This is a genomic window from Methylobacterium sp. Leaf399, assembly GCF_001424525.1.
In the GTDB taxonomy this organism is placed as follows: domain Bacteria; phylum Pseudomonadota; class Alphaproteobacteria; order Rhizobiales; family Beijerinckiaceae; genus Methylobacterium.
The window spans coordinates 13,099-38,531 of the sequence record NZ_LMQK01000014.1; the positions used below are offsets into that span (position 1 = coordinate 13,099).

Consider the following 25,433-nt stretch of genomic DNA (forward strand, 5'->3'; position numbering starts at 1 on the left):
GCGAACTGCCGGCTGCAATCGGAGGCCCTATGGTCGCCATCAACCAGATCCGCGACGAGTATCGCCTTGAAGCCTCTGCCGTCGGCGTCGACGCCACGGTTGCGGCTGCGGGCAGGCTCGCCGGCGCCAACGAAGGCGTCGTGTCGTCGTCGGAGAAGGTCGAGCGGCGCACCTTGAGCGTTGCCGCTGCTCTTGATCGGTTCGCTCGCGCCAACGACAACGCCTACAAGATGCAGCAGTCCGTCGAGCGCGGGCAGGCGCTCGTGAACCGTGCGATGGAGCAGGGCCTCGCGGGAACGACCGCCTATGATGTTGCGGTGTCCGCTCTCTCCAGAAGCGAGTCGCGGCTCGCCCAGGCCGCCGCCCAAGCAGCGCAGGCTCACAATGACAACGCCGCCGCGCTGGCCCGGACGCGGGCGCAGTACGACCCCCTGTTCGCAGCCCAGCTGAGACTTCGCGAATCCCTCGTCGCGATCGCCGACGCCGAAAAATCTGGCGCGATCTCGGCCAATCTGGCCATGCAGGCCCGCATCAAGGCGACCTCCGCCATGCGCGATCAGACCAGCGCCATTGAGCGCCAGTCTCAGGTCGCGAAGGCCGCCGTCGAGCGCCAGGTCGCCCAGGTCACGGTGACACCCGATCGCGGTGTGGACATCGCGGCTTACGGTGCGCAGATGGACGCCTTGCGCGCCAAGTTCGATCCGTTGTTCGCGGCGGGTCGGCAGTACCGCGCCGAACTGGCCGAGATGCGTCAGGCTCTGACCGTCGGTGCTATTTCCGAGGATGCCTACACCGCCGCCTTGGATCGCCGGAAGGCATCCTTCACCGAGCAGGTGCGAGGGCTTGGGCTGCTGAGCAAGGCCGAGCGGGATGCCTCCGCCGCAGCGGCCGAGGCTGCACGGGCGATGGAGCAGCGGGCGAGTGCTGCCGCCAAGACCGGCGGCCAGTGGGCGGCCTTGTCAGGTCAGGGTGCGGCTCAGGGGGCAGCTTTCGCGGCGAGCGAAAAGCTTGCAGCGCAGTGGCGTGCGTTCGGAGCGCAAGGGGCCGCACAGGTCCGCGCGCTTAAAAGCGTCGAGGTGGCTCAGCTCGCCAACACCAAAGCTACCACGCTACATGCTCAGGCGTGGACGAGCCTCGGCTATCAGGTCAACGACGTCTTCACGTCGCTCGCCTCCGGTGCGTCGCCATTTATGGTCATCGCGCAGCAGGGTGGCCAGATCTATCAGGCTCTCGATGGGCCCCGCGGCGTCACCGGCGGTCTGAAAGAGGTCGGGAACTTCCTGCTCAGGTTGGCGACACCGGCGAACCTTGTTTTCGGCGGCCTCGCGGTCGGTGCGATCGCCGCGGCCGTGGCTGCCTATCGGTTCGTAGCTGCGCAGCGGGATGTAGAACTGGCGCTTCTCGGCGCGGGCCGCGGCGCCGGTGTCACGGCCGATCAGGTTCAGGCGATCGCCGAGCGCGCATCCCGATCGAGCGAGATTACCGTCGCCGGCGCACGCGAGATCGAAAAGGCTTTCATTCGCACCGGTGGCGTCATGGGTGGCGTGTTCGCCCAGGGCATCACGGCGGCCGAGAACTTCGCCAAGGCAACGGGCCAAGACCGGGCCGAGGCCGCGCAGGTGGTAGCCAGGGGCCTCTCCACGCTCGGCTCGGGTGGGTACGAGGATCTGGCGAAGAAGGCCGGCAACTTCGACGCCGCGCTCGACGATCAGGTCCGTGCCCTCCTCAACACCGGCCGGACGATGGAGGCGCAGATCCTTGTTGCGGACCGCTTCGGGCAGGCGTTTGCAACCGCTCAGGAGAAGATGACCGGGCTGCAGCGATTCCTTGGCGACCTGGATCAGCGCTTCAAGAACTTGGCCGAGAGCACGGGTAAGGCCGTGGCCAACATCGGCAAACCGCTTCCTGTCCAGGAGCAGTTGGACCGGGCTGTCATGGCTCGTGGCACTCTCCGCGCAGTCGCGCCGGACGTCGACACGTCTGCCGCCGACAACAAGATCGCGGGGCTCCGTCGCGACCTCAGGAACATGGGCGCCGAAGCCGAACTCGAAAGTCGGCGTGTCCGGCAGAACGCCGATGCCGCCGCGAAGGGCGCTATTCAGTCCCTCGTCTCGGAAGCGGCGACCTACGAGCGCGTCCAGGCCCAGAAGGTCGAGGCGAACAAGGCGCTCAACGCGCTGGAACTGCAGGGCGGGGACCCGGTGCGGATCGCTGCCGCCTCCGAGGCGGTGGCGCGTGCTGCTGCGGCCGAGCGCGACTTCGCCGTTGCCGGCGGCCCTGCCAACATGGAGCGGTACAAGGCCAACGAAGTGCTGCGTGCCGGGCTTCAGGCATTGCAGGCGAAGGCTCCAGAGGAGCGTGCGGAGGCTGCCCGACAACAGGCTTTAGCCGCGGCATTCGGAACCGTCACCTCGTCGGCCGAGCGCACCAACCAGTCGACGGATGCTTATAGGCGGACGCTTGCCGAGGCGCGCCAAGCCTCTGTCGATCAGAGCCGGTCGATGAACGACCAGACCACGACGGCAAACGTCCTGGCCGAGGCGACAGCAAAGCAGGGCAAGTCCGTCGAGTACCTGTCCGCGGCGAGGAAGGTCGAAGAGCAAATTCGCGCTGGCACGTTCGGAGAGGATGAGCGGGAAGCCAAAATCAAGGAAGAGCTTGAGTCGCGGATTGCATCCCTCAGCAGGCAGACTGCCGAGCGGACGCGGGCGCAGAACGACAACGTCCAGATGCAGCAGCGGCTCAACGACAAGGTCGCTGCCGGCACCATGGTCTCGGCCCAGGCACAACGCGTCCAGGCGAGCGAGATCGAGCTGGCCAGGGTGGCCGTCGAGCGCGACGCAGCTTCGGGCGAGGCTAAGGCCGCCCTGGCCCGTCGCTACGACGAATTGCGCGCCTCCACTGAGGCGCAGCTGAGCGTCGAGGACCGCGCTCGCGTTCTCGGCATGACGGAGGACGAGGGCCGTCGCATCAAGATGCTGGAGCGCGAGGCCGAGCTCGTCGGCGAAACGGTCGTTGTGCGCGCACGCGAACTGGCCATCCTGCAGGCCAAGCAGGGCCTCGATCGCCAGGGCATCAGCACGACGACGCCCGAGAGCCGGACCTACCTCGACAAGGTCGCACTGCGGTCCGACGTGGAGGTCGCCAAAGCGCAGTACGAGCGTATGGCGCAGGACATCTCGTCGGTGGTGTCCGGCATCTTCGACGACATGTTCAAGGCCGGCAACAAGGGCCTCGATGGATTCCTCGACAGCTTCTCGCGCGGGTTCTCGCGGATCGGGACGCGGCTGATCGAGCAGAACGTCATCGCCCCGCTCCTCGGTGGCCAGGGCGGCTTTGCCGGCGGCGGCTCCGGGTTCGACATCACCAAGATCTTCGACACCAAGGCGATCGAGAAGGCCGTCGGCACCGGCGCCGAGGACGGCATCGTCTCTTCGTTCCGCGACCTGCTGAAGCCCGCGAAGGGAGCGGACGGCAAGACCGGCGGTTTTGCGTCTTCGCCCCTCGGCGGCGGGCTCGTGGCCGGACTTGCAGGGGCGTCCATCGGCTACCAGTCGCAATCCCCGCTCATGGGCGTCATGGGCGGCGCCTTGGCCGGGGCCTCGCTCGGGCCCGTTGGCGCGGTGGTCGGCGCCGGTGCTGGTCTGATCGGCGGCCTCCTTGGCCAATCGGCAGCCAAGAAGGAGCGCGCGAAGCAGATCCAGGAGCAGCTCAAGGCTTACCGCGAGGCCTACGAGGAGGCCAAGCCGCAGATCGAGGAACTCGGTCGCACCTTCCGCGGCGAGGCCACCGGCGGCGTCGGCGGTCAGATCGATGCCGCGTTTGCCCAGATGAAGTCCGGCGCCGTGACGGCCAGCAAGGGCGGCGATCAGGCGGCAGCCGACAAGCTGGTCCGCGACTTCGAGGGCTTCACGATCCGGCTGCGCCAGCAGTTCGTTGCCGGCTTCGAAGGCACGCTGCGCGACCTGTCGGCCGGGCTCGGGCCGTCCGGTCCGTTCGGACAGGCGGTGTCAGCGGTCGCCGTCCTGGGCGAAAGCCTCAAGTCCTTCGTCAAGGACAGCCTCTCCCTGCCCGACGTGGAGCAGAACTCGGCTCGCGCCCGCGCTGCCGCGACTGAGGCGGCCCTGGCGAGCCTGTCGGCGGTCGAGCCCCTGTCGGCCGTCCAGAGCGAGATGATGCGGATCGACGGCACAGCTGCCGGCCTCGGCCAGGTTCTGCGGGATCTCGGCATGTCGGCCGACGACGCGGCGACCGCGATCCGCGAGCGCACCGCCAAGGCGATGGACGCGCTGCGCGAGGCCTTCGACCGCGACCTCGCCGCAAAGGTGAACGAGGCGACCGGCCGCGGCTACCTGAACGAGGCGGCCGACCTACTCAAGGAGATCGGGACCATCAGCGCCGATCGCGCCCTCGTCGGGGGCGATGCCGGCCAGGTCGAGGCCTACCTGCGCGCGGCCGGCCAGAAGATCGTGGACGAGGCCGAGCTGACCGGCACAGCGTTCGACGACCTCGTGACCCGCTTCCCGACGCTGCAGGGCAAGGTCGTCGAGTTCTCGGCCGCGCTCGACACGGCGGCGGCCAAAGCCGCGGCCGCGTCCCGCGCGCTCGGGTTTCAGGATCGGCGGTTCGCCGCCGGTAACGATGCCTCGACGCTGGAGGGGCAGCTTGCCGCCTATGACCGGCAGGCCCGGCGCGAGCGCGAGGAAGAGGTCAAGGCCGGCGGCGAGGCCATCGCCGACATGGAGGCCGCGCAGCTCGCCGAGCGCCTCAAGATCGTGCGCGACTACAACCAGGCCGCGGCGGAATCGACCCGGCAGACGATGGAGCAGGCGAAGTCGGCCTACGACACGTTCGCGCGCTCGATCCGCGACTTCGTCGACGGCCTCAGCGCCGGACCGGAGAGCACCCTGTCGCCGGCCGCCCGGCTGGCCGCGGCGCAGTCGACCTATAGCACCCGCCTGACCGGCGCGAAGACGGGCAACCGGGACGACCTCGACGGGATCACCGGCAACGCGAGCGACCTGCTCGACGCGGCGCGGGATTACTACGGGTCGAGCGCCGGCTACCAGGGCGTCCTCAACGCGGTAAAGACGCAGCTGACGGCGCTCCCGAAGCAGGTCTCGGCCGAGCAGTTCATCGTCAACGCCATCGACGCCTCGAAGGCGACCCTCAAGGCTGCGATCGAGGCGAACTCGCCCACGCTGATCTCTGACGCCCTGACCATCAACTTCGACGCCCTCGACACCACGCTCGACGGGCTGCTCGACGTGGCCGAGTTTAAGGCCGGGCTGGGGCCGCTGGCGACGAAGGCGGAGCAGGACGCGGCCGAGCTGCTGTTCAAGGCCATCGACACCAACGGCGACGGCCTGCTGACCAAGACCGAACTGATGCGCGGTCAGCTCCTCACGGCGCTCGCCGCGAACAGCCCGGCGCTCATCGCAACCGCGCTCAACACGAACTTCACCAAGCTCGACACATCGGTCAACGGCCTGCTCGACTACGCCGAGTTCACCGCCGGGCTCGGGCCCCTGGCGACGAAGGCTGAGCAGGATGCGGCCGAAGCCCTGTTCAAGTCGATCGACGAGAACAGCGACGGGATGCTCAGCGCGCTCGAACTGCTGCGCACCGTCCTGAAGACGGCGATCGAGGCCAACAGCCCGGCGGCCCTGGCGACCGCCCTGACGGCCAACTTCGACAAGCTCGACACCAGCGTGAACGGGCAGCTCGACTACAACGAACTGACCTTCGCTATCGGGCACCTGGCCACGGTAAAAGAGCAGGCCGACGCCCGCCGGATCTTCGACGCGATCGACGCGAACGGCGACGGGCAGCTCGACAAGCTCGAACTCGTCCGCGCCCGCGCCGCCGGGATCGAGGTGCAGACCGAAGCGACCAAGACCGCTAGCGAGAGCGCCAACACCATCGCCAACCAGCAGAAGGCCATTCTCGACGCCCAGAGCGTGCTCCTGAAAAGCCTGGAGACGATCGGCACGCAGCAGTCCACGTTCCTCGACGCGATCAAGACCCTCACCACGTCGCAGGAGGCAACCCTTCGCGCGATGAACACGATGGCCGGCACGCAGAAGGATCAGCTGATCGCGCTCAACAATCAGTTCCGCACCGACCCCGTATTCCTGAACGGCACACCGTTGCAGAACAACATGGTCACGGCGCTCAACAAGATCGTCTACAACACGGCGAACACCGTCATCGCCGTAAAGAACAACAACTTCGGATCGGTCGCCTACGCCTCGGGCGGGCTCGTGACCGGGCCCGGCACCGGCACCTCCGACAGCATTCAGTCCCGCCTCTCCAATGGCGAGTTCGTGCTGACGGCCGAGGCGACCCGGCGCATCGGGGTCTCGACGCTCAACGCCATGAACGACAACCGTGGTTTTGACCTGCCGGCGGTCGCCATGCCGGTCCCGATGTCGCTGCCGATGCCGGTCGGCGGGGGCAGCAACAACGCCGCCCTCATCGCCGAGATCCGGGCGCTTCGGGAGGAGGTCGCAGCGCTGCGGGCCGAGCAGCGCGACGGCAACGACATCGCCGAGGCGGGCCACCTGCAGACCATCGGCGCGGTGAAGGGCACGACGGCGGCCGTCGAGGATGGCAACCGCACGGCCTCGCGTCAGCAGCTCCGCAAGACGGGGTAGCCGATGACGATCTACACCGTCGAACTCCAGGCCCATGACGGGTCCGGGGTGGTCTCCCTCTATGCCGCATCGGACCGGTACAACACCGGTCCGACCGACACGCCGGCCGACAAGCACTTCTCGCCGCGCCTGAAGGAACCGGCCTCGTTCGAGCGGGCGCTGTTCAGCGGCGGCGCGGGCCAAGGCACACCCACGGTCGGCTTCGGCGAGATCGTCATCATCAACGCCGACGGCGTGCTCGACGCCTGGGCGGATTACGCCTTCGACGGCCGGCCGTGCGTGGTCAAGGCGGTCGAGCCCGGCGGCACCTATGCCAGCGCGATGGTCCTTGTCCGAGGCCGGATCGAGAGCGTCGACGTCACCGACGTGTTCCGCACGATCCGGCTGAGGCTCTACGACCCGCTGATCGACCTGGATCGGCCGCTGCTGACGACCGCCTATGCCGGGACGACCAACGCGGCGGGACAGGGCGCCGAGGGCACCAGCGACCTCGCGGCGACCCTCAAGCCGCGCATCTACGGGGTCGTCTGGAACATCGCCCCGACCAACGTGAACCCGTTCGAGCTGATCTATCAGGCTTCGGACCGGCCGGCGTTTTCGATCATCGCCTATGACGGAGGGCTGGCCCTCACGAACGCGGGCGATACCGCGACGCTGGCCGCGCTGACCGCCGCGACGATCCCCGCCGGCTCCTACCGGACCTGCCTGGCGCTCGGGCTGATCCGCCTCGGTGGCACGCCGGCACGCGCCGTGACCGCCGATGTCGTCGCCGGTGCGGCGGCGGCCAACCGCAGCAGTGCGCGCATCGTGCAGGCCATGCTCGCGGACGCCGGCGTTCCGGCCGGCTCCATCGACACCGCCTCGTTCGACGCTCTGCACACGGCGGCGCCGGCCATCAACGGGATCCGCGTGCAGGGCGACGTGACGGTCATGACCGCCATCGGCCAAGTGCTCCGAGGCGTCGGCGCCTGGATCATCACGACCGCTCAGGGCCTCTATCAGGTCGGCCGGTTCACCGGGCCCACGACGATGCCGGTGGCCTCATTCGCCAACTGGCAGCTGCGCGGTGATGTCGAGCGGCTCGCGACCGGCTCGGACGACACCGGCATCCCGACCTGGCGAGTGGTGGTGCGCTACCGGCCGATCGGCGTCGTCCAGGGCGAGGGCGATCTCGTCGGGGCGGTATCGGCCGCCCGCCGCGCCGCGAACGCGCAGCAATGGCGCGAGGCGGTCGCCGAGAACCCGGCCACGAAAGCGCGATGGCTGACGGCTCGCGTCCTAACCGTCGAGACCGGGCTGGCGAACTTGGTCGAGGCGCAGGCCGAAGCGAACCGCCTGCTCGCCCTGTTCTCGGTCAAGCGGGCGCTCTGGCGCATCCGGGTCGATAGCCGCTTCGCCATTGGGGTGGAGCTCGGGGAGACCGTCAGCCTGACGCTCCCGCGCCACCTGCTGACCGGCGGCAACCTCGTCGTGACGGGCCGGGTCGACGACGCCAGCGCCAACCGCGTGCAACTCGACCTCTGGGGGTAGCCTTTGGCTCGCAACCTCGTGCTGCTCTACGAGAATTTTGCGGATGCCGCGACGTTCTCGGGGGGGGCTTGGCGCCCGTCTATGGACCTCAGCCGGCTGGCGACGCCCTACCTCGGCGAGGTGGCGCGCTCGACGGGCGTGTCGGCCTCGCAGACGCAGTTCGTCGCCACCTTGTCGGCGCAGGAAGTGGTCGGCGGCCTGGCGCTGGGGCCAGTCAACGCGACCACCGGCGCCACCATCCGGATCCGGGCCTACCGCGAATCCAGCCTGACCACCGTCCTCTACGACAGCGGCACCCTCGGCTTTCCCGGCGCCATCGAGCAGTCGCTGTCGCTGGAATGGGAGGACAACGCCTTCTGGACCGGCGTCGTGCGCGGCGCCGACGACGTCATGAAGGGCATCACGTTTTTTCACATCCCGCCCGAGCTGATCGGCGCGCGGTACTGGCGGTTCGAGATCAACGACGTCCTCAACCCGGCCGGCTTCATCGAGATCGGGCGGCTGTTCATCGGCAGGGCGTGGTCCCCGGAGATGAACTACGCGCCGGACGATAACGGCCTGTCGTTCGAATTCCTCACCGACGAGGAAGAGGGCCGCGGCGGCACCAAGTTCTTCAACCCGCGCGCTGTGCGCCGCGTGTTCTCGTTCGGCTTCCCGTACCTCCGCGACACCGCCTTCCGCGACGTCTTCCGCATCGCTACGCGGGCCGGCCGGCACAACCAGGTCGTCGTCGTCCCCTCGCCGGACGACCTCGATGGCTACCAGCGCGAGGCGATGATCGGGACCATCCGCCAGGCGCCGAGCCTGCGCCGCCTGTCCTCCCCCGCCATCTCAACGTCCTTCGTCGTCGAGGAATCCCTGTAATGGCTCTGACCCCCGAGCAGCAGGCGGCTTTGACGCGCCTGCTGAGCCTCTACAACAACGCGGCCTACGATCCGGACGCCAACCCCGGCGGCCTGGCCAACGGCGGCCACAGGCCAAACTTCACCCGGGCCTTGGCCGACATCGCGCTGGCTGGCGCCGGCCTCAGCGCCCTCACGACTGAGGCGGCGACGGCCATCGGGCAGGCGCTCACCGCCTACGGCTCGTCCGGCGCCCTGACGGCCGCGGTGGCCGATGCCGTGGCCGCCCGTAACGCTGCGCAGGCCGCGGTCGGCGGCGGTCGGGTTGGCCGGGACACCTTCGCCGATGTCGGCGGCGTGGCAGGCACGGGCCTCGTGTCTTCGCTCAACTATCCCGACGGCGCCATCGGCGAGGTCTTCACGGGCGCGGGCGCCGGCTACTACGTCAAAAGCGGCGCCTCGGGCACAGGGTCGTGGATCAAGAAGGACGACAACACGATCCCCGGCCTCGCCGTGCGCACGCAGGCCTACCCGGTCACGAAGCTCATCTCCGAGGACATCCTTCGCTACCTGTCCGACATCCTCGGCCGGTTCGACGACCTTCCGGGCTACTCCTGGGCGGGCCCGCGCGATGCGCTCGGCCAGACGCCGCTCGCGGTCGGCCTCGAAGGTGATGTCGTTCTGCGGGATCTGCGCATCGTCGCGGCGCCGTCGGACTCCGGCTACTCATGGGCCCTTATTGGGCTCAATGGCGTGGCGCCCCTCGCGGTCGCGGACGATGGCCTGGTCTGGCTCCGGTTGAGCCCGAAAAGCTGGATCGACAGCTACCGGAACGCCTACCTTCCGCCCGAGACCGTCATCGCTCTCGGGGCCCCGGGGAACCCGTTCGAGACGTGCCGGGACGGCGACTTCCTGCGGTACCGCTCCGGTGGCGACGGCGCGGCCCTGCCCTACGTCATCCGCACGGATCGGGCGGGCGGCCCGAGCATCCTCGACACGCCCGAGATGGAGGCGGCGATCAGCTACGGCCAGTCCTGGCGGTCGATGAATCACTACTACGCCCGGGAGACCTTTTACGACGCCGACCGGCAGGCCGTCCCGCCGACAATCGCCGACATGAGCGAGGCTCAGACGGTGATGACACTGGCTCGCGCCGGCGGGCCGATCTCGCCGGTTGGCGCACCGTTCGAGACATCGGCCATCGTCGACCTGATCGGCCTCAAGATGTCGACGGGCGCGAACATCGGCTACGTCGCGTCCCAAACGCTCGCCAAGCTGCGGCGAGGGGCCCGCCGGTACCAACGGCCGATCCTTGAGTTCTGCCACGCATACCCGGGCTTCACGTGGCCTCAGCTTCGGCCGGGCGCCTACTCGACGACGAGCCAGGGGTCGATCTCGCCCTGGCAAGAAGGCCTCAACATGATCGCCGCGGCGAGGGCCCAGGCGGCCCGCTACGGCAAGACCATCCGCTTTCGCTCGGTCGGTTTCACACATGCGGCGGCGGCCGACGGAAGCCCGGGCGACATGCTGCCCTATTACAGCAGCCTCGCCGAGATGGTGGCGTCCTACGACGCGCTCGCCCTCAACGGCCCCGGCGGCGATCCGCTGCACTTTTTCATCGACCAGACCGCGGCGAGCATCGGCCTTGGCAAGGCACAAGGCTCCTACCTCGAACAGGTTCAGTTCGCCGTCGACAACGCCGCCCGCGTCCACCTGATCGGGCCGCGCTTCCCGTATGGCTTCATCGACGACATCCACCACGATGCATTCGCCACTGTGCGGATCGGCGAGCTCGAAGGACTGGTCAAGCACAAGGTGCTCGACCTCGGCCAGTCGTGGGACTGCGCGCGCATCACGTCGGTCGTGCCCGAGGGCGGCGGCTTCACGTTCAACGTCACGCGCCCGTCCGGTTTTGACGACCTCGCCTTCGACACGACGCAGATCAAGGAGTTCGGGGACAAGGGCTTCCAGCTCCGGGTTGCCGGCGCGGCGATCCCGATCTCGCAGGTGACCCTCACGGCGAACAAGGTGCGCGTGATCCCGGTCACGATGCCGTCGTCCGGCACCAACGTCGAGGCGTCCCATGCCTTTTACGGCCGGGCCGACACAGCGACCGCCACGCATTCGCCCGCCTGGGGCAACGTCAAGCGCCTTGGCCCGCCGTCGATCTACTTCCCAAAGCTGACGGTCGACACCTGGGTCTGCGCCTACCGTTCCACCGTCACCGTGTAGAGGTCGCCATGGCGCAAACCCGTATTCCGATCAACTATCCGACGAACACCGGGCTCCTCGTGATCCCCGATTATCGGACCCTCATCACCACCAACCCGCTGTTCAAGAACGGCTGGAACATCGACGATCTGAGCTCCCTGACGCTCGTCGACGGCAAGGCCTCGCAGATCAACTCGTGGAAGCCCGGCGGCAATCCGCTGCTGCAGGCGAACGCAGCCAAGCGCGCCACCCTGGTCTATGACGACGTGCTTCGCCGGAACGTCTTGCAGTTCGCGAAGGCGGATATCGCATCGTACACGGCGCAGACCGATGTCTTCGACCCGAATGCGGTGTTCACGTTCGTCTCGGTCGTCAAGTTCGATGACCTCAGCGGCTCGCAACAGGTCTGCGGACAGTACAATACCGGCAACAACCGGGCGCAAATCCAGACGGCCTCCAACTCGCTGCGGCTGATCTACGGCGACAACTTCGTCGGCGTAAATATCGTCGCCGGTCAGTATTACCGCGTGATCGCGAGCATCGGCACCGACTACTCGCCGAAGATCAAGGTCGGCAACACGCTCGTCCTCGGCACCCCGACCGTCAACCGGCCGTCGTCCGCCGTCATCAACAAGTTCGAGATGGGCGGGCCGATCATCGCCTTCGGCGGCCGGCAGGCGCTGAACCTTTGGTACAATGCCGACCTCCTCGCCGCCGGCAACGCCGCCTCCCTGGCGACCCTCGAAGGCTACCTGACCCAGCGCGGGATGTGACCCGCTCGACCTGACACCCGCTCGCAGCGCCGCCCGGCCCGAGCCGGACTAGGCGTCTTTGGGCTCGATACGCTCAACCGTCAGACCCCCATCGCTGATCGTCTCCGGGATCGTTTCCGCGCCAACATGGCCGGCATCATGGGCCATCGCTTGCAGGGCGGCCTCCTCATCCTGGGCAGATCCTGTCCAAAGGATCGCGCCTGTCGAGTTCTGCCTGACCTGGAAAATGTGCATCTGACCCTCGCGCGCTGTCGCTGAGGAAAGCGCGGGGGCCGGAACGGTTCCTCGCCACCCGGCCCAAGCCACGACCACCACCGATCTCGGAGACGACCTATGGACACCACGCAGATTCAGCGTGCTCTCTTGGCGCGCGGGTACGACCTCGGCCCCGCCGGAGCCGATGGCGACGCCGGGCCGAAGACCATCGCGGCCGTGACGGCGTTCCAGAGGGCTGCCGGGCTCGTCGCCGATGGCATCGCGGGGCCGATCACGATCAAGGCGCTGGGGGCGGTGGACACCTCCGAGCGCCGGGCCGAGCCCGACCAGCCGCCGTGGCTGACGCTGGCCGCAGGCGAGGTCGGCACCGTCGAGGGCATCGGTAAGGCTAACAACCCGAGGGTGGTCCGCTACTTCGCCGACGCGGGCTTTGCCGGCATCAAGGACGATGCTGTGGCGTGGTGTGCCGCGTTCTGCGGTGCCGTGCTCCATCGCGCCGGGCGGAAGCCGTCAGGCAGCCTTGCGGCGCGCTCCTACGAGGCATGGGGAGTCGGGCTGAAGGCGCCGGTCTTGGGCTGCATCGCCACGAAGAAGCGCGGCAACTCGACATGGCAGGGTCACGTCGGCTTCGTCGTCGGCGCCAGCAAGGACCAGGTCTTCCTGCTCGGCGGCAACCAGTCGGACGCTGTGAACGTGGCCGCCTTCAAGCGGTCGGAGATCACCGCCTTCCGCTGGCCCTCCGACGTGCCGATCCCGGCCGCGTCCACCCTGCCCACGACCATTGCGGGGGCGCGCTCCGGCGTGTCGGAAGCCTGATGGGCGCCCGCGGTATCCTCCGCACCGGCTCGGACGGCTATGTCCTTTTCTGGTGCCCCGGCTGCGACGGCGCTCATGGTCTTCGCGTCAGCACGGACGCGGCGCCTGGACCGCGCTGGGGCTTCAACGGCGACTACGACCGGCCGACCTTCACGCCTTCAGTCCTCGTTCGATACGACGGCGCGGACGTCGGCAAGGACGGCGCCCCGCCGGCGGTCTGCCACTCGTTCGTGACGGACGGGCAGATCCAGTTCCTCGGCGATTGTAGCCACGAACTCGCCGGGCAGACGGTGCCGCTTCGAGCGTTCGACGAGGCGTCCAATGACTGACGGTCGACGCCCGGTCTTCCCGCCCTCGCCGACCTGCGCCGACCGGATCGTCCGGCACCTCGCGGAGCAAAGATATCGGGCGCCCTCTGGAGCGTCCATCTCGAAAGCCTCGGGGATTGGGGCCGGACGCCTCTATCCCGCGCTTGCCGACCTGGAAAAGCGCGAGCTGGTGCGCAGCCGCTGGGACGTCGCAGCGGCGCCGGGCGGGCCGCGGCCACGCCTCTATGCGCTGACCGATCTTGGCGCGCGTCACGCTCGATCGTTGCCGCCGCCGATCCCGCAGAACCCGTCGCCCTGGGCCCGGCTCGGCCGGCTGCTGTTCGACCTCTTCACCCGCCGCTGACCCTACGGATTCCCGTAGGTCCGACCTTCCTTGCATTTTCTGCAAGGATCCCCCGAGCCGGCCGGTCGCCGCGCACCCCTCCCACATCGTGAGAACCATCATGATCCGCATCGCTCTCGCGGCGCTGGCGCTCGCCTGCGTCCTCGCCCCTCCCGCGCTGGCGCAAGCCGTGGCGGACACCGCCGTCCCTCTGCCCTGGGGCGACTGGGGCGCCGCTCTCTTCCGTGCGGTCGTCGAGGCCGCAATCCCCCTCGCCGCCACCGCGATCGCCGTCGCCGCCGTCCGCCTGCCCTGGTGGGCGAAGATGTGGCTCACCACGCAGCGGGTCGACCGGATGGTGAAGCTGGCGGCCGACTACGCCATCAACGCCGTCGAGGGCGCGGCGGTGGGCAAGGTCCACAACGTGACGGTCGCGAACAAGCTGCTCCGCGTCGGCCTGGAGCGTGCGGTGGGCTCGACGGACGCATGGGTGAAGGACGCGGCCGGCGGACCGAAGGGCATCGTCGAGCGGCTGTTCCGCGAGTTCAAGTTCGACGAGACCGTGAGCGACGCGAACACGTTGTCGCCGCTCATCCGTGACCTGCCGAGCCTGCCGTTCGCCCGCTGATGTGGATCACCGAAGCCCAGGCCCAGGTCGCCGAGGCCACGCAGGCCGCGACGCAGGCCGCCGAGGTCCTGCTGCAATACAAGATTCTCGGCGTTTTCTGCGTGTTCTTGCTGATCGCGGTCGGCGTGCTGTTCTGGCTGCTGGTCAAGGCCTACGGCCGATATGGCGATCTGGTCGGCCAGGTCATCGTGACGGCCGAGAGCAGCAAGGCCGCCATCGCGGCACAGGCCGGCGCCCTCGAACGGATGCAGGTCGCGCAGGCGACGGCGGCCGAAGCTCTCAGGGAGCAGGGCCAGGAGACCGCCAAGGAAATCCAGGAGAATCGGCACACGGTCGCCAACCACCTGACCGGGGTGAACGCGGTGATGGAACTGCTGGCCCGTCAACGACAGGGGGCGGCATGACCCGATGGGAGCGCCTCATGGGATGGCTACGACCGAACCGCGTCGACGCACGCCAGGAACAGCTCGACGCGATCCTCGCCGAGAACGTCCTCGCCAGCAGCAAGGCCGAGGCCACGGCCGACGAGATCGCCGAGTCGGTCCAGGCCGAAGAGGCCGCGCTTCTGGCCGCCATCGAGGACACCCGGCTGCGTCGCCTCGCGCGCGAGAAGCGAGCCCGAGAGCGCGCCAGGCGCGACCCCGGCCTTGCCGCTGTCAACGAAGTCCTGAAGCTATTGGAGGGCCGATCTTGAGCAGGCTGTCGCAGATCGGCCGGAGCCAGACTTTCTGGATCGGGACCGCCGTCATCTTCTCGTACTGGCTGGTCGCGCCATGGCTGGATACCAACTCGCAGACCGAATGGCTGCGTGCGATCCTGATCTCGGTCGGCGCCACCATCGTCGTCGCCTACACGCCCGGCGTCATCAAGTTCCTGACGACGCCCTCCCCGGTGCAGGCTCAGCAGCTCACGATGGGGATCGTGGTCGCGTGGTTCGGTACCGCGATGGCAGGCATCTATCTCCTGCTCTGGCGCATGGCCGGCCAGCCACCGTGGATGGTCAACAACGACCTCAACGGCTGGTGGCTGTGGTGGCAGATCGTCGGCGGTTTCCTCCACCTAACGGCCCCGCGCTCAATTGAGAATGAGGTGCCACGCCCGAACTTCGCCCGCCTGTGGGTCGCCCTTCTGGCCGGCGTAGGCCTCGGCTACACGGTCGCCGTCCTGCGGCCTGACGTGGCCGGCTTTGTTGAGGAGCTGCGGCCCTATCTCAGTGAGATCACGTGGCGATCGCCTTTCATGGGCTGACCCTCGCCCACCATCCCCGCACTACCAGAGCCCCGCCCGGCATCCGCCGCGGCGGGGCTTTTCGTTGATCTTTATGAATGCGCCCGGCGTCCGGCTCCCCATGATCGGCCCATCGAGATGGTCCCCCACCTCGATTGCTGATGATGCTTATGACCTCAACTTGCCCCGCGGCCTCACGGCTCGCGGGGCTTTTTCGTCGTGACATCAGGATCGATCTGGCCGATGGTGCGGGTGGTCTCCAAGGGCCATACCCCAAACTTCGGCCCGGCCGCCTCATTGGCGCGCCGGGCTTCTTAGCATCTTGCGCACAGAACTCCGTTATAAGGTAGCAAGCTCACCTAGATAGGCGAGTCGCCCGGCCGTCGAGCCAAGCGCTCGCCTATCCACATCAGTTCCAAGTGTGAAGCACCGTCTTAAGGCTGCCGTCCTTCTTTTCCAGAACGTTCACCCAATTACCTTCAAACTTTTTCTTGGCGCCGTCCGGTCCTGGCCCAGTCATTTCCCACCGACCCGTAACGATGACAAGATCGCCTTTTGGCTGAGCAGATTTCACAACGGTCTTGTGGTCATCCCAACCCTTTGACTTAAGACTAGAGAAGAACTTTCCAATATCTTCTCCGCTTTGCGGCTTGCCTTTGGTGACTACGATTGCATCCGATGCGTAGAGATTACTGAGCTTATCTACCTCGCCAGCATTGTATGCCTGATCCCATCGATCGGCTGCAGCCTGAGCATCATCCTGCATTTGATCCGCCATGGCGGCCTGCGGGGTCGACAACAACCCGGCGATTACGGCGGCATGGAATAGAGATTTTATGCTCATCTTCTCCTCCCTCGTCGGCAATCGTTGAAGCCGACTCTGTCGATCATAGATTTTCAACTCGTGAATTCAAAGCGTCATTTACAAGCGTTTGATTGCATCAGTGCCAACCGCGCGTATTCATGTGAGATCGCCTAGCCCTGCGCACGGATCACAGCCTCGCGCTCGCCAATGTCCACCAGCGCATCCTCGACCACGATCGCCTCTCCGGTCGGTCGGATGCGTAGGGGTGGGGTGATCGGCATGGACTTGTCAGGCCCCCACAATCTTATCCGCCTCGGCCTCGACCAGCCTGCGGATCACAGACGGCCTATCTCCCTCGCCGGTCGCGGCCATGATCCGCGCGATGGCGTCCAGAGTCTTGCGGGAGAGCCCGACGCTGCTGACGCCACGGGCGGCTCGGGACCGGTGGGTATATTCGGTGCCTGTCGGGCGGTCAGCGAGCTTGGGGCGGCCCAGCGGGAGGCTTGGGCGTCACTGTCTCGTCAGCCATGTCCATCCTTTCCACGATTTTCGGCCGGCTCGGCGCTCGGGCCGTAGCTTGCCGAGTTGCGCCTGCGCATTGGTGCTGACGCCTGTCCTGCTCTGCGGGCGCTCGGCCACGTCGGCCGGGTCGAATAGGTCGGCGCGCTCGCGCAACCAGAGCGCCAAATCGCGAAAGCGATGCGCCGTCCCGTCCGGCGCCAGCAGGCTCCACTCCCGCGCGCTGGCGTTGGTCTCCCATGGGCCAGCGAGAGGGCTGTCGTGCTTGGCCTTTTCGCGCGCCTCGATGTGCGGAGCGAGGCGGGCCGCGAAGACGTCGACGGGAACAGGCTTGCGGACAGCCGCCGTGCAAGTCCAGCCGACTGTCTTACCGGTCTCATCGTCGGCCATCATGGCCCGAAACGTCGTCAGCGTGACGCTCCCCCTGGCAATGATTCGTTTGCCCCTTTCCCCGTTGTCCACAGGGTCGCCGCGGCTAGTTTGACGACGCCGCAGGTGGCGTGCGTTCTGCTTTCGTTCCTCGTGGAGACGGGCCAATGACAGCAGCGCAGATCGCCGCGATGATGGATATGACCGAGGTCGAGGTCGCTGCCACCGCCTACATCGAGGCGGCGCAGGGCGACGTCGATCAGGCGTTGCATTGGGCAGTGAGCGACCTGTTAGCGATGGAAGCCAAGCTGTCCGAGGCCCTGCGCGCTGTCTCTCGCGGTTATGTCAGAGGCGAGCTGCCTGCGGCCGCGGCCTGACCATGCAAGTCCGTCAGGTCGTCGAGATTGCCCCGGATGCCGCCGGTCTTGTCCTGATCCCGATCATGGGCGCGGCGCTCTGCGCCGGCTTCCCCTCACCGGCCGACGACTTCCTCGAAGGGGCATTGGAGCTGCCGCGCTGGCTCGCGCCCAACCCGCCGGCCACCTTCGCCTGGAACATCTCGGGTGACTCGATGCGGGCTGCCGGCATCTTCGATCGCGACCTCGCGGTGGTGGATCGGAGCCTGACGGCCGGCAACGGCAGCGTAGTCGTGGCGGCGATCGACGGCGAGATGTCGATCAAGCGCCTGCGCATCGAGGGCAGTGTGGCGCGGCTGGCTTTCGACAATCCGGACCTGCCGGCTTTCGCCGTCCAGGAGGCGGCCGAGGGCGAGATCTGGGGCGTGGTTCGCTTCACGATCCGCTGGCACGTCGCGCGCGCCGGACTGGTGCGATGAGCCGCGCCATCGCGCTGATCGACGGCAACAGCTTCTACTGCTCCTGCGAGCGGGTGTTCGACCCCAAGCTCGCCCGGGTGCCGGTAATCGTGCTGTCCAACAACGATGGCTGCGCCATCGCCCGGACTGCCGAGGCCAAGGCGCTGGGTATCAAGATGGGCGACCCCTTCTTCAAGATCCGCGAGCAGTGCCGGCGGGACGGGGTGCGGGTTTTCTCGTCGAACTACACCCTCTATGGCGACATGTCGGCCCGCACGAACGCGGTCTACCGCGACTTCGCGCCGGCGGTGGAGATCTACTCGATCGACGAGAGCTTCCTCGATCTGTCCGACGTGCATCCCGACCGGCGCGGCGAACTCGCCCGCGATCTGCGGGCGACGGTCCGGTCCTGGACCGGCATTCCGACGTGCGTGGGGATCGGGCCGACGAAGACCCTGGCCAAGCTCGCCAACCACATCGCCAAGTCGATCCCCGACCTCAATGGCGTCTGCGACCTGTCCGACGAGGACGAGCGGGCGGCCTGGCTCTGCCGCATCCACGTCGGGGAGGTTTGGGGTATCGGCCGGGCGTCGCTCGCCAAGCTCGAAACCATGGGCGTCGATTCGGTGGCGGACCTGCGCGACCTCGACCCCCGTCCGGTGCGCAAAGCGATGACGGTGGTGGGCGAGCGCATCATCCATGAGCTACGCGGGCTGTCGTGCCTGCCGCTCGAACTGATGCCGGCCCAGCGCAAGGGCTGCGCGGTGACTCGCTCGTTCTCCAGCCGCGTCACCGAACGTGCGGTGCTGGAGCAGGCGGTGGCGGCGCACGCGACCCGCCTCGGCGAGAAGCTCCGGCGCGGCGGCCTTGGCACGTCGCACTTGACCGTCTTCTACCACACTAGCACCCACGACCGCGGTAACCCGATGCGGTCCGTCTCCACCACCGTGACGCTGCCGGAGGCGACCAACGACACGCTCGCGCTGATCGCGGCGGCCCGGCACGGCGTCGAGCGCACATGGCGCGAGGCACCGGAGGGCCGCCCCTGGCGCTACTCCAAGGCCGGCGTCGTCACCACCGACCTGATGCTGCTCGACGCCAGCCCGCGGGCGCTGATCGGCCAGCTCGATCGCGAGCGCAGTGGTCCCCTCATGGCGGCGATGGACGCCTGTAACGCCCGCTTCGGCCGCGGAAGCGTCGTACCGGCGCGGGCCGGGCTCTCGGCGAAGCGGACGTGGTCGACGAAATTCGAGATGCGGAGCCCGCGCTACACGACGCAGGTGGCCGAGCTGCCGACGGCGCGCGCCTAGCCATGGAGCGCCTTTGCGACATCCGAGCCCGACAGATCGAGATCGCTTGCGGCCCCTGCCAGCGTCGAGGGGTCTACCACCTCGACAGGCTGCGCCGTCGCTTCGGCGAGCATGCCTCGATTTGGGACGTCTACCTGAAGCTGACCCAGACATGCCGCTATCAGCGCGAGCCCGGTAGCCGTGTCCCGAACCAGTACGGCATGGCATGTCGAGCCAAGATCGATACCTTGGGCTCGGTGGGCTCACGGGGCCTGCCGTCGAGAACCTGAGCCGATGTGCAACCTCTACAGCTTGATCACCTCGCAAGCGGAGATCCGCGAAGCCTTTGGCGTGGTGCAGGATCGGACCGGCAACCTGCCGGCGCTGCCAGCCATCTTCCCGGACCAGCGCGCACCGATCGTCCGGCTCGACGGGGGCGAGCGGGTGATGGAGATGTTCCGCTGGGGCATCCCGGGCCCCAAGCAGTTCGGCGAACATCCGGTCACCAACGTGCGCAACGTGAAGAGCCCGCATTGGCGTCCCTGGCTCAAGCCAGAGTATCGCTGCCTCGTGCCGGTTTCCTCGTTCTCGGAATACGCCGATACCAAGCCCAGGAAGACACCGACGTGGTTCGCCCTCGACGAGGATCGGCCGCCATTCGCCTTTGCCGGCATCTGGCGTTCTTGGACGGGCGTGCGCGGCACCAAAGCCGAGAACCCCGACCGCATCGAGGAGGAGCACCGATTGTTCTCGTTCCTGACGTGTGATGCGAACGGCGTCGTCGGGCCGGTCCATCCGAAGGCCATGCCGGTGCTGCTCACGACGCCTGAAGAATGGCGCACGTGGCTGGAGGCGACGACGGAGGAAGCCCTGGCTCTGCAGCGTCCGCTGCCGGACACTATGATGCGCGAGGTCGCGCGCGGGGAACGAAGGGACGGAGCGTGAAATTAGCTTCGATAAAGAGCCCTACGGTTCACGCCGGAAACTCAAGTATTGTGCAATCTTAGCTAACGAGGCCTTCAATGGACATCAAGGCTGGCGATTTTGTAGCAACAGACGATAATGAAGCAACGATGACCGTATATCGTGTCGAGGGAAGCAGGGCTTTATGCCAATGGTTTGTGGATGGTGACGTTGATGGAGAGCAAAAAGAAGAATGGTTTGATCTTGATAAGCTCAAGCAGCTTTAGTTTTATATATAATCAATTTTTTGATTTTCATATAAATGTAAAACCTTGAGGCTGGTAGGTTTTGCGATCGTGAGGCTGTGTTTGGCCCAGTAAGCGTCAAGCACGTTCATGGCCTGGTTGACGGTCTCGATCACGGTAGCGCTCCCCACTGCCCAGCTGCATATGGTGGCGCGCACCGCGCAGCCTATGGCTGCTGATCAATGAGCGTGCCGATGAGCCGCCACAACTCCTGATGCTCAGGACCATGCCGACCGAGGCCGAGGAACACGGGGATCGCGAAATCGACGACGTTGCCGCCGGAGGCTTCATTCGCGGTGTGCCGGACGAAGACATCGTTGCCGCCAGGGGCACGGACCAGATGCCAACGATCACCATTGGGGCTGGCGTAGAGTTCTCTTTCGTTAGGCATGACGGTCACGATCCTGCTCATTGGAAGGCCGCCTAGCAAGCTCCTAGCCGTCATCCCTTTATCATGCCGCAACCATTTCCCTCAGAAGCCCTTCGTCTTCATCTGACGGCATTTCGGGACCGTCGCTTTCTAAACAGAGCGTCCGCGGAAGCGCGGGGCCTCAATCCTTCGCCCAGCGCGCCCTGAGCGTCTCGTCCTTTTTCACGTCGTCGTAGAGCGCCTGGACCTCGCGAATGGCGAGATGATCATGGCTCCAATTGGTCTCCAGCGTGTTGGTTGGCGTGAAGGCGCTGTGCGAGGTGCCGCCGAAGCCGTTGAAGGCCACGAGGTTACCGTCCGCAGCCGGGTAGTCCACGCGATATGAGGGGGCGAACCCCTTCGTTCCCTTGCTGCTGACGCCGATCCGCACAAAGGCGGCGCCGTGATGCTTTTGGCAGAAACGCATGTTGCCGAGGAGGCGGCGTAGATACTCCTCCGGTTCGGCCAGATCCCTAAAGACGTCGGCGAGGGTCGCGTTGGAAGGAAGCTGCTTTTGGATCATGATGCCTCGGACGGGAACGACGGGCGCTCGCTTCGACGCCAGCTTCGCCTCAGGGTTCGAGAGGATGACCAGGCCGAAGCGACATGCGGACGCTGCATCATGCAGAGTGTGCCTTCGCCGCCTCTTCATCCGCCACCGCCTCGACGGCAGCGATGGCGTTCTCAAGTTCCGAGATCCCGTCGAAGGGTGCTGTCGGCAGGAAGGCTATCGGATAGCGCCGCTTCCATGATGAGGTCGCGTTGGCGCCCCTTGAGGCGTTCGAGCAGGCTGTCGAGGTTAGGCATGGTTGCGCTGTAACGAACGGCGATGATCTCGACAACCACACCTCCGGCGTCGACGAAATTCGAGATGCGCAGCCCACGTTGCACGACACAGGTGGCCGAACTGCCGACGGCACGGGCTTAGCCGTCGGATCTCATCGCAACATCCTGACGACCCTGGCCTACGTCACACCACGAGGAAATCGAGGTGAGTAAGCGCGGCCTTGGTGTCGATGATCGCGAATTGGAGGGCGGCGGAGGCCGTGCCGCTGCCGTCGGCATCGTAGGACAACCCACCAGTTGCCTTATTGTAGAGGATACGATCGCTCGCATCTGCCGCGCCGGTGGAGAGATCCTTGAAGGCGGTCTCTGCCAGGGCTCCGGCGCCGAGCGTCGTGAAGACGCTTCTGGCTAATTGGATCGCGTCGTCTGGCACCGAATAATCAGTAATCCGATCGATGTTGCCGCCGCCCAACGCCGTGTTGAACACGAAGGTGTCGGCTCCACCGCGGCCGTAGAGCAGGTCAGCGCCGCCCCCGCCATTGAGAACGTTGGAGCCGGCATTGCCCACGACCGTGTTGGCGAAGGCGTTGCCGGTGAGATTGATTGCGCCTGTTCCAACCTGGCTCGTCGTGTCGATTCGTTCGATCTCCTGGCCCGCGGCCAGGGTGTAACTGACATTCGTTAGAACCCAGTCGCTACCTCCGCCGGCCGTCTCAAACACCTGATCGCCCGCGTTGTCTACGTAGTACACGTCTGCGCCTGACCGACCATAAAGCAGATCGGCGCCGGCTCCGCCGTTAAGGACATTCGCCCCCGCGTTGCCGATCAGTGTGTTGGCGAACTCGTTGCCGGAAAGGTTGATCGCCCCCGTGCCGGTTTCACTCGTTGTTTCAAGCCGTTCGATTTCTTGGCCTGCTGCGAGTGTGTAATTGATGATGGTCAGGACCCGATCACTACCACCTCCGACCGCCTCCGACACTCGGTCGCCGGCATTGTCGATGTAATAGGTATCCGCACCGCCCCGGCCGACGAGAAAGTCAGCACCAGCCCCGCCATTGAGGGTGTTAGTTCCAGCATTGCCGACCAAGGTGTTGGCAAATTCATTGCCAGTGAGATTGATTGCGTTTGTACCCGCTTCGCTCGTCGTTTCAAGTCTTTCTATTTCCTGGCCTATTGCAAGATTGTAGCTGATGTTGATCACGACACGATCGGTGCCACCACCCGCTGCTTCAAAGACCTGATCGCCGACGTCGTTGACGTAGTATGTATCGGCTCCCCCGCCGCCCTTCAGGGTGTCCGCTCCTGCCGCGCCATCGAGCGTGTTGGCTCCGGCGTCACCGGTGATGAGATCGGCAAAGGCGGATCCTTTCACCGATTCGACCCCAAGGATGACGTCCGGCAATTGATAGGTATAGGCTGACGTCGTCGCGTTGTCGGTCCCGAGGCTCCCGATCAGGCCTAGGAAAGCTGCGCTGGCGACGGCTTCGACCGAACACCCTTCCATCGGCGTCATCAGTTCGAGGAACGACTGAATATAGTCTGATGATGCGTCGCCGCCGCGGTTTTCCCACCAGCGCTCAAGGGAGATCGTGACGCCGGTTCCAGATCCGCTGTAGTCCGCGGTATCGGTTCCTGCGCCCCCGAGGATCAGATCGAACCCGGCGCCACCGTCGAGTTTGTCATTGCCATCACCACCTTCGAGGACATCGGTGTCACGGCCGCCAGCGAGGGTATCATTGCCGAGGCCCCCCACCAGACAGTCCTGCCCATCGCCGCCATCGAGGCGGTCATCATCCTCGTTGCCGAAAAGGTCGTCGTGGCCAGCTTGGCCGTAGAGGGTGTCGTTGCCGCAGCCGCCTTCCAGACGGTCGTCGTAGGTCGCCCCCGCGTTCTGAGGTTGGACGGGCTTGCTCGGATCGCAGCAAACGTCGGGGTTGGTGTCGGCGGTCGGCTTCAGATCGCCCGTTCCTAAGCGGACCGTCGAATTCGGGTCCGCCTCGCCCCAGATCACATCGGCACCGTCGCAACCGATCAACCGGTCGCTGCCGTCGCGACCCTCAATGACGTTGGCTCCCTCGCCGCCGCGGATGACGTCGTCGAAAGCCGAACCCACCACGCCTTCGATATCGATGAGGACATCGCCGATCGACTCGGCTGTGGTGATGGTCACGCCGTCGATGACCGGCGCATTGCCCTCGCCGCGTAGGAGGTCGGCAGAGATCGAGGTTTTGGCATCCCGGTAGGAGGCGATGTCGAAACCAACGTTGCCGTCCAGGACATCCCTGCCCTCGCCGCCGACGAGGATGTCGCGGGCCGCGGTCCGATAATAGACATCGCTTAGGACATCATCCGGCGAGTAGGTGTCGCCCACGAGGATGTCGTCTCCCACACCCCCATCGAGAACGTCATTGCCCAGGCTTCCCTGAACGACGTCGTTGCCGCCGTTGGCGAAAACGGTGTAGTTGTATGTATTCGCTCCTGGGACAGGTGAAGTGCCATAACCCGACGAAAACACCGTGATCTCGTCGGCAAACTCCGAGCCGATCACCCCTTCGATCGTGAATCCAGTATAAGTATCCTCGAATAACGGCGTCACAACATCTGTACCATCCGCTTTCAACATGCGTGCGCCGGATTGCATGCCGTTAAAGGTCGCTAGCCCAATGGAAAGATATTGTCCATTTTGGAACAGTCCTGCTCCGAGCCCACTGTAATCAACGAAATCGCGCCCGGCGCCTCCATCGATACTATTCTTGCCGAGGCTGCTGACGAAAACCTCGTCTCTGCCCGATCCCGCGATTTTGTCGTCGAGGGTCGTGCCTTGATACTCCTCGATTCCGGTAAGGATGTTGAGTTCTTCACGAAGCTCGCCGGCATCGAAACTGCCGTTCTGGTTTGCGTCGTTCCAGAACATATACAATGCGACGCCATCGTCGGCCTTCAACTGCCCGGCCGGGAGATTGAATATCGCAGCGAGTTGTGTCGCGCGCGCCCCGTAGCCGATCTCGAAGGAGGCTTGGACTCCCGCTGGTGCGGTGCCAGTAGGCAGTGCAGCGTAGCCGGGCAACAAGGTTGCTGCCACATAGCGATCTGCCCCACCGCGGCCATCGTAAAGATCAACGATATCTGAGCCCGTCGAGCCGACGAAGACGCCGTGGGAAAAAACGTTACGGTGAATGTCGCCTTTGATTATGTCGGAATAAGCAGTTCCGACGATACCTTCGATGTTGTAGATTGACGATCTATTTAATGTCACCGCGAACGTTTGTCTATTTACATAAGAAACATCGAATCTGTTCAATTCAAAATCGACAAATATATTGTATGAATAGTTTGACAGATTGGCGACATGCGGGATGCTGTTGACGGTGTCGAAACCGTGGCCGCCATCGACATAGTTGGTTTCTGCTGTCGGGATCGATCCAGCCGCACCTTGAAAAGCCGCAAAGGGTGATAGGTCGTCGTCCCCGTCGCCGCCATACAGTGAATCGTTTCCACCACCCCCAAGCAAGACGTCATTGCCGATGCCGCCATAAATCCTGTCGGTGCCGATGCTTCCACGCAAGGTATCGTTACCGTCTAATACCAAGCCTCGCTGAGCAGGACTCACGCGGGGTAGCGTCAGCATCTCGGTCGTGATTCCTTCCTTGGGTTTGGAGCCTGAGGAGGATGCGATGGCTGCTC

24 protein-coding genes are annotated in these 25,433 nt (G+C 65.8%); 17 read left to right on the forward strand and 7 right to left on the reverse strand.

Going from position 1 to position 25,433, the window contains the following annotated elements:
* The first annotated feature begins 29 nt into the window (after positions 1–29).
* From ASG40_RS10555 to ASG40_RS10575, 5 genes are read left to right on the forward strand one after another with little or no spacing between them, the layout of a single operon-like run.
* Complete coding sequence (locus tag ASG40_RS10555) at positions 30–6,656, forward strand: phage tail length tape measure family protein (RefSeq protein ID WP_055884936.1); 6,627 nt, start codon at positions 30–32, stop codon at positions 6,654–6,656.
* A 3-nt stretch (positions 6,657–6,659) separates the two neighbouring features.
* Positions 6,660–8,186 (forward strand): hypothetical protein, encoded by a 1,527-nt coding sequence (locus ASG40_RS10560; RefSeq protein WP_055884938.1) that lies wholly within the window; start codon positions 6,660–6,662, stop codon positions 8,184–8,186.
* Positions 8,187–8,189: 3 nt separating this feature from the next.
* Positions 8,190–9,050, forward strand: a complete 861-nt coding sequence (locus ASG40_RS10565; RefSeq protein ID WP_156387666.1) for a hypothetical protein — start codon at positions 8,190–8,192, stop codon at positions 9,048–9,050.
* Entirely contained in the window at positions 9,050–11,260 is a 2,211-nt protein-coding gene (locus ASG40_RS10570; RefSeq protein WP_055884945.1) for a hypothetical protein, read from the forward strand. The genes ASG40_RS10565 and ASG40_RS10570 overlap by 1 nt, the downstream gene beginning before the upstream one ends.
* Positions 11,261–11,268: 8 nt before the next feature.
* Entirely contained in the window at positions 11,269–12,012 is a 744-nt protein-coding gene (locus ASG40_RS10575) for a hypothetical protein (RefSeq protein WP_055884948.1), read from the forward strand.
* 48 nt (positions 12,013–12,060) lie between these two features.
* On the opposite strand, the gene ASG40_RS10580 is transcribed toward ASG40_RS10575, so the two are convergent.
* Positions 12,061–12,246: a hypothetical protein gene (locus tag ASG40_RS10580; RefSeq protein WP_055884951.1), complete on the reverse strand. Its 186-nt coding sequence runs from the start codon at positions 12,244–12,246 to the stop codon at positions 12,061–12,063.
* 99 nt (positions 12,247–12,345) lie between these two features.
* Here ASG40_RS10580 and ASG40_RS10585 point away from each other — a divergent pair, with 99 nt between their 5' ends.
* From ASG40_RS10585 to ASG40_RS10610, 7 genes are all read left to right on the forward strand, one after another.
* Positions 12,346–13,044 carry an NlpC/P60 family protein gene (locus ASG40_RS10585; protein ID WP_055884954.1) on the forward strand — a complete coding sequence of 233 codons (699 nt, stop codon included), beginning with the start codon at positions 12,346–12,348 and terminating at the stop codon, positions 13,042–13,044.
* Complete coding sequence (locus ASG40_RS10590) at positions 13,044–13,373, forward strand: DUF6527 family protein (protein ID WP_055884958.1); 330 nt, start codon at positions 13,044–13,046, stop codon at positions 13,371–13,373. Before ASG40_RS10585 ends, ASG40_RS10590 begins: the two co-directional genes overlap by 1 nt.
* A complete protein-coding gene (locus tag ASG40_RS20460; RefSeq protein WP_082524008.1) occupies positions 13,366–13,716 on the forward strand; it encodes a PadR family transcriptional regulator in 351 nt (116 codons plus the stop codon). Before ASG40_RS10590 ends, ASG40_RS20460 begins: the two co-directional genes overlap by 8 nt.
* 100 nt (positions 13,717–13,816) lie before the next feature.
* Complete coding sequence (locus ASG40_RS10595) at positions 13,817–14,323, forward strand: hypothetical protein (RefSeq protein WP_055884968.1); 507 nt, start codon at positions 13,817–13,819, stop codon at positions 14,321–14,323.
* On the forward strand, positions 14,323–14,727 hold the full coding sequence (locus ASG40_RS10600) for a hypothetical protein (protein WP_055884971.1): 405 nt from the start codon (positions 14,323–14,325) through the stop codon (positions 14,725–14,727). The genes ASG40_RS10595 and ASG40_RS10600 overlap by 1 nt, the downstream gene beginning before the upstream one ends.
* Positions 14,724–15,017: a hypothetical protein gene (locus ASG40_RS10605; protein ID WP_156387667.1), complete on the forward strand. Its 294-nt coding sequence runs from the start codon at positions 14,724–14,726 to the stop codon at positions 15,015–15,017. The genes ASG40_RS10600 and ASG40_RS10605 overlap by 4 nt, the downstream gene beginning before the upstream one ends.
* Positions 15,014–15,571, forward strand: coding sequence for a hypothetical protein (locus ASG40_RS10610; protein WP_055884978.1), 558 nt, complete (start codon positions 15,014–15,016; stop codon positions 15,569–15,571). Before ASG40_RS10605 ends, ASG40_RS10610 begins: the two co-directional genes overlap by 4 nt.
* A 388-nt stretch (positions 15,572–15,959) precedes the next feature.
* On the opposite strand, the gene ASG40_RS20465 is transcribed toward ASG40_RS10610, so the two are convergent.
* Positions 15,960–16,394 (reverse strand): YybH family protein, encoded by a 435-nt coding sequence (locus tag ASG40_RS20465; protein WP_082524009.1) that lies wholly within the window; start codon positions 16,392–16,394, stop codon positions 15,960–15,962.
* Positions 16,395–16,865: 471 nt separating this feature from the next.
* On the reverse strand, positions 16,866–17,267 hold the full coding sequence (locus tag ASG40_RS10615; RefSeq protein ID WP_055884980.1) for a hypothetical protein: 402 nt from the start codon (positions 17,265–17,267) through the stop codon (positions 16,866–16,868).
* A 143-nt stretch (positions 17,268–17,410) separates the two neighbouring features.
* Between ASG40_RS10615 and ASG40_RS10620 the strand changes: the two genes are divergently transcribed.
* The 5 genes from ASG40_RS10620 (at position 17,411) to ASG40_RS21680 (ending at position 20,536) form a co-directional block, all read left to right on the forward strand.
* Positions 17,411–17,620 carry a hypothetical protein gene (locus ASG40_RS10620; RefSeq protein WP_055884983.1) on the forward strand — a complete coding sequence of 70 codons (210 nt, stop codon included), beginning with the start codon at positions 17,411–17,413 and terminating at the stop codon, positions 17,618–17,620.
* A gap of 2 nt (positions 17,621–17,622) precedes the next feature.
* The gene (locus ASG40_RS10625; protein WP_055884986.1) at positions 17,623–18,078 is read left to right on the forward strand and encodes a LexA family protein; all 456 of its coding nucleotides are present in this window, start codon (positions 17,623–17,625) and stop codon (positions 18,076–18,078) included.
* Positions 18,075–19,367: a Y-family DNA polymerase gene (locus tag ASG40_RS10630; protein WP_055884990.1), complete on the forward strand. Its 1,293-nt coding sequence runs from the start codon at positions 18,075–18,077 to the stop codon at positions 19,365–19,367. The genes ASG40_RS10625 and ASG40_RS10630 overlap by 4 nt, the downstream gene beginning before the upstream one ends.
* Before the next feature lie 273 nt (positions 19,368–19,640).
* On the forward strand, positions 19,641–20,291 hold the full coding sequence (locus ASG40_RS10640) for an SOS response-associated peptidase (protein WP_055884996.1): 651 nt from the start codon (positions 19,641–19,643) through the stop codon (positions 20,289–20,291).
* Positions 20,292–20,368: 77 nt separating this feature from the next.
* The gene (locus ASG40_RS21680) at positions 20,369–20,536 is read left to right on the forward strand and encodes a hypothetical protein (RefSeq protein ID WP_200944240.1); all 168 of its coding nucleotides are present in this window, start codon (positions 20,369–20,371) and stop codon (positions 20,534–20,536) included.
* Between the two features lie 184 nt (positions 20,537–20,720).
* Here ASG40_RS21680 and ASG40_RS20470 read toward each other — a convergent pair whose 3' ends face one another.
* The 4 genes from ASG40_RS20470 to ASG40_RS21180 all read right to left on the reverse strand — a co-directional run bounded on the left by ASG40_RS20470 (position 20,721) and on the right by ASG40_RS21180 (position 25,377).
* Complete coding sequence (locus tag ASG40_RS20470; RefSeq protein ID WP_210168793.1) at positions 20,721–20,966, reverse strand: hypothetical protein; 246 nt, start codon at positions 20,964–20,966, stop codon at positions 20,721–20,723.
* A 139-nt stretch (positions 20,967–21,105) separates the two neighbouring features.
* Positions 21,106–21,486 carry a hypothetical protein gene (locus tag ASG40_RS10650; protein ID WP_055885001.1) on the reverse strand — a complete coding sequence of 127 codons (381 nt, stop codon included), beginning with the start codon at positions 21,484–21,486 and terminating at the stop codon, positions 21,106–21,108.
* 161 nt (positions 21,487–21,647) lie between these two features.
* Complete coding sequence (locus tag ASG40_RS22165; RefSeq protein ID WP_244480592.1) at positions 21,648–21,854, reverse strand: hypothetical protein; 207 nt, start codon at positions 21,852–21,854, stop codon at positions 21,648–21,650.
* Between the two features lie 79 nt (positions 21,855–21,933).
* Complete coding sequence (locus tag ASG40_RS21180; protein WP_274533827.1) at positions 21,934–25,377, reverse strand: hypothetical protein; 3,444 nt, start codon at positions 25,375–25,377, stop codon at positions 21,934–21,936.
* Positions 25,378–25,433 lie beyond the last annotated feature (56 nt).

Bases quoted from the DNA above. Each gene is read 5' to 3' on its own strand.
- ASG40_RS10555 (WP_055884936.1), top strand. From the start codon at position 30: ATGGTCGCCATCAACCAGATCCGCGACGAGTATCGCCTTGAAGCCTCT.
- ASG40_RS10560 (WP_055884938.1), top strand. From the start codon at position 6,660: ATGACGATCTACACCGTCGAACTCCAGGCCCATGACGGGTCCGGGGTG.
- ASG40_RS10570 (WP_055884945.1), top strand. From the start codon at position 9,050: ATGGCTCTGACCCCCGAGCAGCAGGCGGCTTTGACGCGCCTGCTGAGC.
- ASG40_RS10575 (WP_055884948.1), top strand. From the start codon at position 11,269: ATGGCGCAAACCCGTATTCCGATCAACTATCCGACGAACACCGGGCTC.
- ASG40_RS10580 (WP_055884951.1), bottom strand. From the start codon at position 12,246: ATGCACATTTTCCAGGTCAGGCAGAACTCGACAGGCGCGATCCTTTGG.
- ASG40_RS10585 (WP_055884954.1), top strand. From the start codon at position 12,346: ATGGACACCACGCAGATTCAGCGTGCTCTCTTGGCGCGCGGGTACGAC.
- ASG40_RS10590 (WP_055884958.1), top strand. From the start codon at position 13,044: ATGGGCGCCCGCGGTATCCTCCGCACCGGCTCGGACGGCTATGTCCTT.
- ASG40_RS20460 (WP_082524008.1), top strand. From the start codon at position 13,366: ATGACTGACGGTCGACGCCCGGTCTTCCCGCCCTCGCCGACCTGCGCC.
- ASG40_RS10595 (WP_055884968.1), top strand. From the start codon at position 13,817: ATGATCCGCATCGCTCTCGCGGCGCTGGCGCTCGCCTGCGTCCTCGCC.
- ASG40_RS10600 (WP_055884971.1), top strand. From the start codon at position 14,323: ATGTGGATCACCGAAGCCCAGGCCCAGGTCGCCGAGGCCACGCAGGCC.
- ASG40_RS10605 (WP_156387667.1), top strand. From the start codon at position 14,724: ATGACCCGATGGGAGCGCCTCATGGGATGGCTACGACCGAACCGCGTC.
- ASG40_RS20465 (WP_082524009.1), bottom strand. From the start codon at position 16,394: ATGAGCATAAAATCTCTATTCCATGCCGCCGTAATCGCCGGGTTGTTG.
- ASG40_RS10615 (WP_055884980.1), bottom strand. From the start codon at position 17,267: ATGATGGCCGACGATGAGACCGGTAAGACAGTCGGCTGGACTTGCACG.
- ASG40_RS10620 (WP_055884983.1), top strand. From the start codon at position 17,411: ATGACAGCAGCGCAGATCGCCGCGATGATGGATATGACCGAGGTCGAG.
- ASG40_RS10625 (WP_055884986.1), top strand. From the start codon at position 17,623: ATGCAAGTCCGTCAGGTCGTCGAGATTGCCCCGGATGCCGCCGGTCTT.
- ASG40_RS10630 (WP_055884990.1), top strand. From the start codon at position 18,075: ATGAGCCGCGCCATCGCGCTGATCGACGGCAACAGCTTCTACTGCTCC.
- ASG40_RS10640 (WP_055884996.1), top strand. From the start codon at position 19,641: ATGTGCAACCTCTACAGCTTGATCACCTCGCAAGCGGAGATCCGCGAA.
- ASG40_RS21680 (WP_200944240.1), top strand. From the start codon at position 20,369: ATGGACATCAAGGCTGGCGATTTTGTAGCAACAGACGATAATGAAGCA.
- ASG40_RS20470 (WP_210168793.1), bottom strand. From the start codon at position 20,966: ATGAGCAGGATCGTGACCGTCATGCCTAACGAAAGAGAACTCTACGCC.
- ASG40_RS10650 (WP_055885001.1), bottom strand. From the start codon at position 21,486: ATGATCCAAAAGCAGCTTCCTTCCAACGCGACCCTCGCCGACGTCTTT.
- ASG40_RS21180 (WP_274533827.1), bottom strand. From the start codon at position 25,377: ATGCTGACGCTACCCCGCGTGAGTCCTGCTCAGCGAGGCTTGGTATTA.